Raw genomic sequence first — 12110 nt, 5'->3', positions numbered from 1 at the left:
AGATAACAACCACTCATTAGGAGGCTATTAACTATGAATTTAGAAAATGTATTGAACCAACAAATTGCCGATTTTAACGTATTATATACGAAGCTACATCGCTTTCACTGGTATGTAAAAGGGCCTCAATTTTTTACGCTTCATGAAAAATTTGAAGAATTCTATAATGAGACGGCAGACTATATAGATGAATATGCAGAACGATTATTAGCCATTGGAGGAAGCCCGATTGCTACGATGAAGCAATTTTTACAAGCAGCTACTCTTTCTGAAGATGGAAATGAGCAAACGAGTGAAGAAATGGTAGCAGCCTTAATTATTGACTATACGCTACTTGTTAAAAACCTAAAAAGTGCAGTTGAAAAAGCTGAAGAAGCACATGATCACGTAACAGCTGACTTATTCATTGGAACAATTGGCAACATTGAAAAACATATTTGGATGCTAAAAGCTGCTTTACCTGTAAAAACATCTGTAAATGCATAAAAAGAGCCTAACCGGCTCTTTTTTACGTTTGTTGATTTCCTTTTTTTTGTTTTTGCAGCCACATAAAAAAAGACATATCATCGTGAATGTCATCTTCTAGCACAGCCTTATACACATGATCACTCGTATAGTAGCGATTATATCCGCTTTGCTGCTTGAAAAATAAAATACATTCCCGCTTCTTTTCAGTGAGAAGTGATTTTAATAATTCTTGTTTCTCAACTTTGCCCTTCACGATATTTTCTGGAAGCACGGAAATATCAAGCTTCCACTCTTCACCCTGCTGAATCATATACACACTCCACTGATACTTATCTTTTTCATTAGCAAATATCATCTTATAAGGTTGAAAACGCTTTGTAAGCTGATATCCCATGTGGAAAATAGATTCTTCATCCATTTCATCATTTCCTACGTAAAAATTAATGATGCGATTTGTCATGACATTTAACTCAAAACTCTCCCCTGAGAGCGGGCAACCGTATTCTCTTAACAAATTAAATAAACGGTTGGATACCACCAGTTGATTTGCTTCATATTTTAATTCACTTGAGTATGACAGCAGCTCATTCATGTTTTTTGATTCCCCTATCTATAGATCGTGAATTGTTATTGATATTCGCTTTTTTTTTATAAAACCCTTTCATTTTTACCCTTTAATTAACTAACTAGAGGTAAATTAAGTTATGTAGAGCGACATTTTATGAATAAATCAAGTTTGAGTATAAAACTTGAAGAAGTTAAAAGACTATAGTCGATACCGATTTTAAGGAGGACTTAGTATGAATAATCACGAACTTCCTACAAACATGCAAACTGGAGCTGTCCCCCCTCAATTAAACCATGGAGGGCATGAGCTATTTGACGTTCATGAAACACTTGCCGGCTCGATCAATGTAATGGATCAGTTTATGATGTTTAGGCAATATGTAAAAGAACAAGAGCTGCTTGATATTATTGATCGGCAATATCAGTTTATTTTAAATGAATATAATTTAATCGTAGAAGCTTTTTCTACTGGCCAAAAGCCGGCCGGTTCTACACATGTATATAACATGAAGCAGTCTCATACCTTTGTTTATGGCTTAAAGCCTTCGCAGCCTAAAAAGCCGAATCAGTCCGTTGAGGAAATTAATGAAAAAGGAATTTCAGGTCATATGCTGGGTCTAGTCAAGTCTCAAGCATCTCTTTTAACTATGACAGCTTTAGAAATAACTAATCCTGTTGTTCGCCGAATATTCGGAGACAGTGTTCCTAATTGGATTGAAATGGCTTATGAAATTTCTCTTTATCAAAACAAACATCATTATTATCAAGTGCCGCAGCTTGCAAAAGAAGATATGCAGCAAATGATCACAAGTTTCGCAAAAGCTACTGCCTCTCCTCAGATGCCTAATAACCATAAACTGCATTAATTACAAAGAGGCTGGGGCAAACGTATTTTAATTAAAGGAAAATCCGAACGATTCATCGTTCGGATCTTTTCATTAATATGGTGAATATAGGTTATGTTTAGAGTTGATTCTAGCTGTTGATTGGAGGGAAAGGCGAAGACTCCTGCGGGAAGTGAAGTCATGCACGGAAATCAACAGCGGTGGAACAAGCGATCCATACTCGACCATTTATCCAATTTGTTCCCCTTTAGATTCGATTGATATAGTTGTGTTTCAATCTCTTTTGCGTATATATTTCAGAAAATGACAAAAAACTATGCATTTTGAATTATTTTCTGAATATTTGTAGTATTTTGATTAATTATGTATTATAATACAGTTAACTAATAGAAAGGAGTGAGAGATGCATCATATATACTCGGATTACAGTTAAAGGAGGTGTCATAACACGCTCGCAATACGTTTGCTAAAAGTCAGTTGAACTGTAGAACCGATATGTGATAGACCATGATGGTAAAGTTAAGATTAATTCCCCTAAATGAACATGTAACATAATAAACTGCTTCTTTTTCTTTTTAAAGATAGAAGCAGTTTTTTTATGTGCGTTTTTCTTTTTCCGATTTAATACATGTTTTCTCCACTTTGGCTAACACTTAAGATATACATTTACGTACAAGGTGGTGACTTTGATGATCGCCGTAAAATTACTATTAGTCGCAGTTTTGATTGCATTAACTGCTTTTTTTGTAGCGACAGAATTCGCTATTGTAAAAGTAAGGAGTTCAAAAATCAACCAGCTTCTAGAAGAAGGAAACAAAAAAGCTGTATCTGCCAAACACGTTATTACGCATCTAGATGAATATCTATCCGCTTGTCAGCTTGGTATCACCATCACGGCTCTCGGGCTTGGTTGGCTCGGTGAACCGACGCTAGATCGGTTGCTGCATCCTCTTTTTACTACCTTCCATACGAATGAGCCGCTTGCTGGTATTTTATCTTTTGTCATTGCATTTGTTGTTATTACCTTTTTACATGTTGTCTTAGGAGAATTAGCTCCTAAAACGTTTGCTATTCAAATGGCTGAACAAATTACGCTGAACTTTGCAAAACCGATTATCGTGTTTTACAAACTTATGTATCCGTTCATTAAAATATTAAACGGCTCAGCTCGTATGTTGACCAAGATGTTTGGTATAACGATGATTTCGGAAAATGAAGCTGCTCATAGTGAAGAAGAACTTCGCATTTTGTTATCTGAAAGCTTTGAAGGCGGTGAAATTAATCAGTCCGAATATCGATATATGAGCAAAATTTTTGATTTTGATGACCGTTTAGCTAAAGAAGTAATGGTCCCACGAACGGAAATTGTAAGTGCTTCTAAAGATGACGTGGTAGAGGTTTTTTTGCAAATTGCAAATGTCGAAAAATATACCCGCTATCCAATTGTTGAAGATGGAGATAAAGATAAGATAATTGGTCTCGTTAATATTAAAGAAATTTATAACGACATTGTATTTAACGAAAAAGACGGAACTAATACGTTAGAATCATATGTCAAGCCTATTTTTAAAGTAATTGAAACCGTACCTATTCATGACTTGCTCGTAAAGATGCAAAAAGAACGCATTCAAATGGCTATTCTTTTTGATGAGTATGGTGGAACGGCGGGGCTTGTCACAGTAGAAGACATTATTGAAGAAATTGTGGGAGAAATTCGAGATGAGTTTGATACGGACGAAATTCCTTATGTACAAAAAATCAAAGACGATCATTATATTCTTGACGGAAAAATGCTCATTAGCCAAGTAAATGATTTACTCGGCACGGATATTAGCGACGAAGAAGTAGATACCATTGCCGGGTGGGTGTTAACCGAAAAGTTTGATGTGACCAAAAATGATATCATTCAGCATGAGCAATTTTACTTTAAAGTGTTGATTATAGAAGATTTTCACATTAAGTATATAGAAGTAAAAAAAAGAAAGAAGAAAGAAAAAAAGGATGATCATCATTAATCATCCTTTTTAGTTATTCAAAACTCCTTTTACCAATCGTCTCCTCCATCAAAAAAATCTCCATCCAACAGATCCTCCCCGGCTTCTTCAATATCTTCTCCAATTTCACCAAGAGCCGAGTCTTCAAACATATCATCCATCAAATTCTCAATGAGCAGCCCGCCTAACATACCTGCTGCAAAGCCTCCCATTGCTCCTCCTAACCCGCTCATACGTGGATGATGTGAATGCTGATCATAGTGAGAAGGCTTATAATATTCATAGTCTCGAGGATTTTCCATCATCTCTTCCATCGCTTCTTCCAGCAAACGAGCGATAGTGGATGGATGGCTTAGTTCATCATTTGTAAAAAAGAGTTCGTTTTTTATTTCCCTCTCCCGGCCGAAAGAAGGCAAATCTAGCTCCAATAACACTCGTATACTTTCTCGTTCAATGGCTACCTCAAACTCAACCTCATTTACATATCCCTTTAAGAAGTCTGTAGGAAAAAATGCAAATTCTTGTTTGTATCCGTTAAATTTTCCTGAATGGTGTTTTTCTCTAAACCCAAGTGCTTCAAAGCCCTCTACTAGCTGATATAAGCTTTTTGGTGCTTTAATGCGCACAGGGTCCCGGTCTGTTGAGTCAACTCCCCCTTCAATATCTAAGTGTGTCTTAAAGAAATAGCTAACGTTGCTCGCAGAGATTGGAAGATCCAAAGGTAAATGATATGTAAATGGAATTTCCTTTTTCTCACCTTCATTAATTGTAAATGAAGAAGCTGCGCGCAGGCTTTCCACACGATGTGTATGCATTTGACCGCTTTTCATTTGAACTTCAAGCCAAAATTCAACATCAATTAAATTAATATGTTGCTGAACGTTTCCGCCTTGGATGACAATAGCTCCTTCAATGACATGACCGAGCGTATAGGCCGTTTCATTTAATCGTAAATCTACTTTGGCAGCTCCAACTCCCATTTTAGCAAACATTTTTTTAAACATTTTTTTCCTCCTCCAAAATGCTCTTACTATATATACGAAGTATACCGTTTATAAGTTTCAACTTACAAAAAAAGAACTCAATTTCTTGAGTTCTTTCTGTTGCTTTAAAGCTCCTGTATTAAAAAACCCAGCCCCAACAGCAGCGACGTCTTTTACAACCGCCGTGGTTACCGCCATGACAACCGCCATGGTTACCGCCGTGACAACCGCCATGGTTACCGCCGTGACCTCCGCCATGACTGCCGCCGTGACAACCGCCATGGTTACCGCCGTGACCTCCGCCATGACAACCGCCATGGTTACCGCCGTGACCTCCGCCGTGATTACCGCCATGGTTACCGTCGTGACCTCCGCCATGGTTGCCACCATGATGACATTTTTTATGACCTGAACGATGATCATCATCATGTTTAGGACAATGATCGTTATGCTTATAATCGTTATGACAGCATTTTCCTTCATGGCTACTTCTTGGATCATAACCAGAAGTTTTGTAATAATACTGATTAGAACACCAGCAACAGTTCTTTTTGTTGTTGTAACTCACATAAACCATCCTTATCTATAAATAAGATTTATATAGGCAATTTTATACCTATATATAAATAGATTATGTAAACTAGTACAAGGAAGTGCATTGCTGTGGGCCATGACCTAAGCCTGTTTTTAGGAGTATGTACGGGGAAGATAAGACAAGAAAAAAAGCCATCTCTAGATGGCTTTTTTATATTTGATTTTTCACTTTACTTGCGCTTTCTGCATAAAACTCTAAAATTTCTCTTCTTCTCACAATTCCAATAAATACGCCTTGGTCATCCGTTACAGGAACAAAATTTTGGTCAATTGCCTTTGAAAGGATGTTTTGAACTTCATCATATATAGCAACTGGGTTATAATCTTGATAGCGATCAATCTCTGTTAATTTAATATTTTCCGTATCTTGAAAGCGATAGTCTCCTAGGCTTTTTAACTTCCAAAGAAGATCTCCTTCAGTAAGAACGCCCACATATTTACCATCATCGTCAACCAGTGGAACTGTAGAATAGCGATGATACTCCATTTTTTCAAGAGCCTGTCTTAATGTGGATTGAATATTTAATGTTACAACATCACTTTTTGGTACTAAGAAAAATGCAATATTCATTTTTTAATCTCCTTTTCCTTACCCGCTCATCTTACAATTTCTATTTATTTGTTCAGTTTTCGGCTTATTTTAATGTTTTAATCATACAAAATGCAGCTCGCAGTTATCTTACATTTACAACTAGAAGCTGTCAATCCTAAGCTATGTAATTTCGGCTTCATATTTCTTTATTACAGTACCCGTTTTCTAAATAATCAAATCCTAATTTTTAGAAAAAACCGTCTAGTTAAAATGATTGCTCCTGCAGCTGCTGCTTTATACTAATAAGGGCCGGAAGAGCTACTTTCAGCTCTTCTTCTCTGCGATAAGAACGCAACTGAACCTCATTATATGCTCTGTTTATACTTTTTGACTCATGAAAAAGTCCCACATGATTCGGCTAGCATTGGGGCCTTTAGGATCCGTATAGCTGCCCGCTGAATTCCCTCCTGACCATGCATGCCCCATTCCATTGATAATATATTTATCAATAGCCAATTCTCCCTTACTGCTTTCGTAGCGATACGTTGTATAATCCCGTCCAAAGAGGATTTTTTCTTCTCTCGTTTTAACCGGGCTATCTTGAATCCATCCATCTATTCTTCCGTTATAAGCAAGATTATTCGTTGTAATCCACTGGTGAACCACTTGATCTGCATTGGCTACATTTACCGTAGAATCAGCGTTACCATGAAATACAATGAGCGGCAGTGGCTTTGCCCGTTTTCCCATTTGTTGATAAGCAATTCTCCCTTGTTTAACGGGGGAAGGACCTTTACTGGCCATGACAGAATACGCATTAAATACGTTAAGAGCCGCCTGATATTCGATACCTGCTGACACACCTATTCCAGCAAATAGTTCTGGATACGTTACCCCCATAACGATGCTCATGGCTCCTCCTGCCGACAGACCGGCAATAAACACTTTATTTTTCTGAATAAAGTGCATGTTTTGGACTTTTTTTACAATTCCTGCGATAATAGCTGGTTCGCCAAACCCTCTAATTTGATGGAGCGGTTCAAACCAGTTCCAGCATTTATTCATATTTGAGTTAGAAGACTGCTGTGGGTATACGACAATAAATTCCTTTTCATCGGCGAGCTCATTCATTTGCGTGCCTATCGCAAAATCATCTGCATTTTGTGTACATCCATGCAGCATAACCATTAGTGGGTAAGATTTTAAAATATGATAAGATTTAGGTAAATAGACCTTGAATTTTTTTCCTTTATGAGTATATGTTTTAAATGATTCAGATGACGCTTCTTGTTGTTCACTTGAAGACACAAGCGTTGACGTATTTATAACATTAGGTAGTGAACCCAACATGGTACCCCTCCTCTTTTTGTCAACGTTTTCATTTTTCTTCCCAATTACGTCCTGTATTACAATACTACATATTATTTCGTTTTTTTGCACGTTCTACATACTCTGAGAGTACAACTTGTTTTGGTTTTAAGCCGTTTTTTATATTCTTGAAATTTGGGATTTTTTTGCTATATATATACTTTATTACTATATATGAAAATTGTCACTATAATCATGAAAAAAGGACAAACATGCCGTTTGCCCTTTTATTTGGACCTTGATGTTTACATACCTTTTGCCGAATTAAGCATCTATACTTTTATTATATGATGCTCCCTATCATTTATATGAATTTATTGCTCTGCATGTTTCAATCTGTAGCCTTTTATTATTTCATGCTCTGCTTTTTATTCACCAATTCTATAGGAGCAAATGGCAAGGTGCAGGTGTGGAAGCCACGTTGAAAAAGAAGCATCTTGAATAGCAAATGTTTTGGATTAACCTCTTCTTTGTTCGCAACATTCATACAAAGGCTGATTGTAATCACTCTTTTCCCCTCCTTTTCTTTAAATAGGTATAGCCAAGAGGTGCTATTAGAGTAGATTCCTTTATTTTGCATACATTTTTTAGAAAACTATGGTAAAAATAAGACTTATCATATGGAGGTGAATAAATTGGCAAATATCCCAAAGGATACTGAGCCCTACTGGCGCGATCATTTAAAGTTTCCAACATACCCATCTCTTTCAGAAAATCGAAAAGTTGATGTTGTAGTAGTAGGAGGCGGTATTAGCGGTATTACAACGGCTTATTTATTACAAAAAGAAGGACTGAACGTGGCGTTAATTGAAGCTGATAATATTTTAAATGGTACAACCGGTCACACAACAGCAAAGATTACAGCTCAACATGACGTTATCTACGATGAACTGCTTTCACACATTGGCGAAGAAAAAACGCTGCTGTATTATAAAGCAAACGAACAAGCTCTGCAGTTTATGAAAAACTTAATTCAAACGGAAAACATTGACTGTGATTTTTCAGTACAAGATGCTTACTTATACGGAGAAACGCTGGAGTTTGACCATCGAGTTCGTAAAGAATTTCGAGCCTATCAGCGATTACATATTCCATGTGAATTTGCAACAGAGATTCCTTTTAGTTTTGATATTAGAGCAGCAGCTATTATGAAAGATCAAGCTCAGTTTCATCCGTTAAAATATCTGCTTCATTTAGTAAAAAAATTCACAGAAAGCGGCGGATTGATTTTTGAAAACACCGTAGCAACGGATGTAGAAGAAAGCACGTCGCCCACCGTTGTCACAAGAGACGGACATCGCATTTCTTGCAAATATGTAGTGGCGTGTTCACACTTTCCATTTTATGATGGAGCGGGATTTTACTATACGCGCATGTATGCCAAACGTTCGTATGTGTTAGCAGCAAAAGTTGAACAAGCTTACCCTGGAGGCATGTATTTAAGTGCTGATCAGCCTACTCATTCGCTGCGTTCAACAAAAGTTGACGGAGAAGAACTCATCTTAATTGGCGGAGAAGGCCACAAAGCTGGACAAGGAATTAATACTATGTTTCACTATGAGTCCCTTCAGAGGTTCGCCGAAGAAAATTTTACTGTCCAACATTTTCGTTATAAATGGTCTGCACAAGATTTATTTACGCTTGATAAAATTCCATATATCGGGCCCCTTAAAGAAAGCAAGCCAAATATCTTTATTGCTACCGGATTTAAAAAATGGGGCATGACTCATAGCACCATTGCAGCACATATTATCCGGGATGCAATAACCGGGAAAGACAACCCATATGCAGAGTTGTATAATCCGTCTCGTTTTTATGCGGACCCTAGCCTTAAGCATTTCTTTCGTCAAAATCTTGATGTGGCTGAACACTTTATTACCGGTAAGTTTTCAATGCCTGAAAAAGGACTCGATCAGCTTCAAAATGATGAAGGGTCGGTCGTATATGTAAACAGCAAACGTACGGGGGCGTATAAAGATCCTCAAGGGAAGCTTCACTGCGTCGATACTACATGCACGCACTTAGGATGTGAAGTAAATTGGAACGCCGGTGACCGCACGTGGGACTGTCCTTGTCACGGTTCTCGTTTTTCTTACGACGGATCTGTGGTAGAAGGCCCTGCTAAAAAGCCGCTTACACCAGTGGATGTCAATTCAAGCGATAAAAAAAGCACGCCGTAGGGCATGCTTTTTTTATCATTATCAATGGATTCACATTTGAATTTACTCTTTACATCCTTCTTTTCTAAAGTATCGATTATACACTAAAACCATTGCATAAATGACTAAAAAAGAAAACGTAAAGATAATTAACCTTCCAGATTCAGGGACATGATCAAGATAGTCTGTTTCAAAAAACATAACAAACATCAAAAATGGCAATAGAAACAAAAACCAAATAAAATCTCGATCCATAAACATTTTTATAAAAAATAAAATGGCCCCGATGTAGACAATCATCAAAAACATAATCATTCACCAAATTCTATTTAATACTAGAGGTGTTGTAATGATTATATCGGATTTCTCCGGCGAAATATAGAGTCATTGGTTTTAATTTTATAAATTCCTTACAACTTTCAAACTGCTATTTTAACATAATAAGGGAATTTACTGCTGTAAAGACTCTAAGTGAGCAAAAAACTGCGGGTATGAAACGGATACCGCGTCACGATTTTCAATAATTGTTTCCCCTTCTGCAATACAAGAGGCAACAGCAAGCATCATGCCGATACGGTGATCTCCGTGGCTGTTTACATTTGCTCCATGAAGTTTTGTACCTCCGTGAATAATCATTCCATCTTCCGTTGCTTCAATGTTAGCTCCCATTTTGGTTAACTCATTCACTACCGTATCAATACGATTTGTTTCTTTGACTTTTAACTCTGCAGCATCTTTAATAACGGTAATCCCTTCTGCCTGTGTGGCAGCTAGTGCAATAATTGGGATTTCGTCAATTAGACGTGGAATTAAGTCTCCGCCTACTTCCGTACCTTTTAAGTGAGAAGCTTCTACAACTAAATCTGCATAGGGTTCCGCCGTGTCTTTTGTTTCTTTGACTGTCTCGATCGAAGCCCCCATATTTGAAAACACATCTAAAATACCCGTTCGAGTCGGATTCATCCCAACTTTTTGAATTTCAATGCGACTGTTTGCAATAATAGCCCCCGCTACTAAAAAGAATGCAGCTGACGAAATATCACCAGGCACTTCTACATGCGTTCCTCTTAACGTTTGACCGCCTTCAATTGAAACGGTTAATCCTTCTTCTTTCACTTTAACTCCAAACGCCTCTAGCATACGTTCTGTATGATCACGCGATTTCGCCGGTTCCGTTACAGAAGTTGTTCCTTCCGCCTGCAGTCCAGCAAGTAAAATAGCTGATTTTACTTGTGCGCTTGCAACAGGAGATGTATAGTGTATACCTTTTGCTTTCCCACCTCGAATAACAAGCGGTGTAAAATTAGCGTCTTTTCGGCCGTCTAAATGAATATTCATATCACGAAGCGGACCAGTCACACGCTTCATAGGGCGTTTGGCAATAGATTCGTCTCCAATTAACGTTGAATGAAAGGGTGTATTTGCTAAAATCCCCATCATGAGGCGAATCGTGGTGCCCGAATTTCCGACATCTAAGATATCAGATGGCTCTTTTAGCGCTTGTAGACCTTTTCCTTTTACCACGACGCTTTGTTCATCAATCATTTGAATATCTACACCTAGTTTTTGAAAGCAGGAAATGGTGCTAAGGCAATCATCTCCCGGCAAAAATCCGTTAATTGTTGTTGTTCCTTCTGCAATTGAACCAAACATGACGGAACGGTGAGAAATGGATTTATCTCCTGGAATTTGAATCGTTCCTCGTAAAGCTTTTACTGTCACAATCTGTCTCTCCTTTTATGCGTGAAGCGAATCACGAAATTCTTTAGCATCTGAAAAGTAATCAAATAACTCGTGTCCGTCACCTTTTTCTACTAATAGTTTTACTTGTTCCATTTCTTTCATCCAGTCATCGAGCAATGTTAAAAGCATAGAACGGTTTTGCTTTAATATGTCTCTCCACATATGAGGGTTGCTTGAAGCAATTCTCGTAATATCTCGAAAACCGCCTGCCGCCATTTCTGTAACAAGATGATTATTTGCTGAATAGCCTTTGACTTGTCTTACTAGACTGGTTGCAATCACATGTGGTAAATGACTGACAACTCCGGTGATTTGGTCATGAGTAGCTGCATCAAGCGGTACAAATTGTGCACCTGTAGGCTCTAGCAAATGCATAAGCGCATCTATTTTTTCTTTTTGCTCATTTTCAAACGGCGTTAAAATATAGCGCGCCGAACAAAATAAATCCGCTCGTGCATTGACTGCACCGCTCGTATGAGAACCAGCCATCGGATGCCCCCCAATAAATGAAATACGTTTTTTATTCAGCGCTTGGGCTGCTTTCATAATTTCACCTTTTGTACTTCCGACATCCGTTACGATAACCGTTTCTTTAAGCTTCCAAGTAGAAAGGTCGTGTATCCATGCTGTCGTATACTCTACTGGAGTAGCAAGCACGATATAATCTGCTTGGGCTGCTTCTGTTTTTATATCTTCAGCTACATAATCAATGATACCTAGCTGGTTGGCTACTTGTACTTCATTTGTGTTGATATCAGCTCCAACGACTGTTACGTGACGATGCTTCTTCATAGCTAGCGCTAATGATCCTCCAATAAGGCCAACGCCAATAAGTAATACACGTGTTTTCACCTTTC

13 protein-coding genes are annotated in these 12110 nt (G+C 37.8%); 4 read left to right on the top strand and 9 right to left on the bottom strand.

Features of this window, described 5'->3' with window-relative positions; genetic code table 11:
* The first annotated feature begins 33 nt into the window (after positions 1–33).
* The gene (locus ACWATA_RS09340) at positions 34–486 is read left to right on the top strand and encodes a Dps family protein (protein WP_274862518.1); all 453 of its coding nucleotides are present in this window, start codon (positions 34–36) and stop codon (positions 484–486) included.
* A gap of 22 nt (positions 487–508) precedes the next feature.
* Here ACWATA_RS09340 and ACWATA_RS09335 read toward each other — a convergent pair whose 3' ends face one another.
* Complete coding sequence (locus tag ACWATA_RS09335; RefSeq protein WP_071273296.1) at positions 509–1060, bottom strand: hypothetical protein; 552 nt, start codon at positions 1058–1060, stop codon at positions 509–511.
* A 208-nt stretch (positions 1061–1268) separates the two neighbouring features.
* Here ACWATA_RS09335 and ACWATA_RS09330 point away from each other — a divergent pair, with 208 nt between their 5' ends.
* A complete protein-coding gene (locus tag ACWATA_RS09330) occupies positions 1269–1901 on the top strand; it encodes a spore coat protein (RefSeq protein ID WP_028412794.1) in 633 nt (210 codons plus the stop codon).
* Between the two features lie 668 nt (positions 1902–2569).
* Positions 2570–3895, top strand: a complete 1326-nt coding sequence (locus tag ACWATA_RS09325; RefSeq protein ID WP_047750563.1) for a hemolysin family protein — start codon at positions 2570–2572, stop codon at positions 3893–3895.
* Between the two features lie 29 nt (positions 3896–3924).
* Here the strand turns inward: ACWATA_RS09325 and ACWATA_RS09320 are convergent, their stop codons facing one another.
* From ACWATA_RS09320 to ACWATA_RS09300, 5 genes are all read right to left on the bottom strand, one after another.
* The gene (locus ACWATA_RS09320) at positions 3925–4878 is read right to left on the bottom strand and encodes a sporulation protein (protein WP_430079155.1); all 954 of its coding nucleotides are present in this window, start codon (positions 4876–4878) and stop codon (positions 3925–3927) included.
* 57 nt (positions 4879–4935) lie between these two features.
* The gene (locus ACWATA_RS09315) at positions 4936–5340 is read right to left on the bottom strand and encodes a hypothetical protein (RefSeq protein ID WP_430079158.1); all 405 of its coding nucleotides are present in this window, start codon (positions 5338–5340) and stop codon (positions 4936–4938) included.
* 262 nt (positions 5341–5602) lie between these two features.
* Positions 5603–6022, bottom strand: a complete 420-nt coding sequence (locus tag ACWATA_RS09310; protein WP_013057690.1) for a CBS domain-containing protein — start codon at positions 6020–6022, stop codon at positions 5603–5605.
* Between the two features lie 339 nt (positions 6023–6361).
* Positions 6362–7333 (bottom strand): extracellular catalytic domain type 1 short-chain-length polyhydroxyalkanoate depolymerase, encoded by a 972-nt coding sequence (locus ACWATA_RS09305; protein ID WP_016764703.1) that lies wholly within the window; start codon positions 7331–7333, stop codon positions 6362–6364.
* Between the two features lie 367 nt (positions 7334–7700).
* Positions 7701–7859: a hypothetical protein gene (locus ACWATA_RS09300; RefSeq protein ID WP_155404191.1), complete on the bottom strand. Its 159-nt coding sequence runs from the start codon at positions 7857–7859 to the stop codon at positions 7701–7703.
* 127 nt (positions 7860–7986) lie between these two features.
* Here ACWATA_RS09300 and ACWATA_RS09295 point away from each other — a divergent pair, with 127 nt between their 5' ends.
* Positions 7987–9531: an FAD-dependent oxidoreductase gene (locus tag ACWATA_RS09295; RefSeq protein ID WP_080754504.1), complete on the top strand. Its 1545-nt coding sequence runs from the start codon at positions 7987–7989 to the stop codon at positions 9529–9531.
* 42 nt (positions 9532–9573) lie between these two features.
* Here the strand turns inward: ACWATA_RS09295 and ACWATA_RS09290 are convergent, their stop codons facing one another.
* From ACWATA_RS09290 to ACWATA_RS09280, 3 genes are all read right to left on the bottom strand, one after another.
* The gene (locus ACWATA_RS09290) at positions 9574–9819 is read right to left on the bottom strand and encodes a hypothetical protein (protein ID WP_013057694.1); all 246 of its coding nucleotides are present in this window, start codon (positions 9817–9819) and stop codon (positions 9574–9576) included.
* 141 nt (positions 9820–9960) lie between these two features.
* Positions 9961–11232 (bottom strand): 3-phosphoshikimate 1-carboxyvinyltransferase, encoded by a 1272-nt coding sequence (aroA, locus tag ACWATA_RS09285; protein WP_473049777.1) that lies wholly within the window; start codon positions 11230–11232, stop codon positions 9961–9963.
* A gap of 15 nt (positions 11233–11247) precedes the next feature.
* Positions 11248–12105, bottom strand: a complete 858-nt coding sequence (locus ACWATA_RS09280) for a prephenate dehydrogenase (protein WP_033580624.1) — start codon at positions 12103–12105, stop codon at positions 11248–11250.
* Positions 12106–12110 lie beyond the last annotated feature (5 nt).

This window comes from Priestia sp. USM5 (assembly GCF_058323215.1).
Note: the sequence above shows the minus strand (reverse complement) of the source record. Positions and strands in the feature narration are given on the sequence as shown.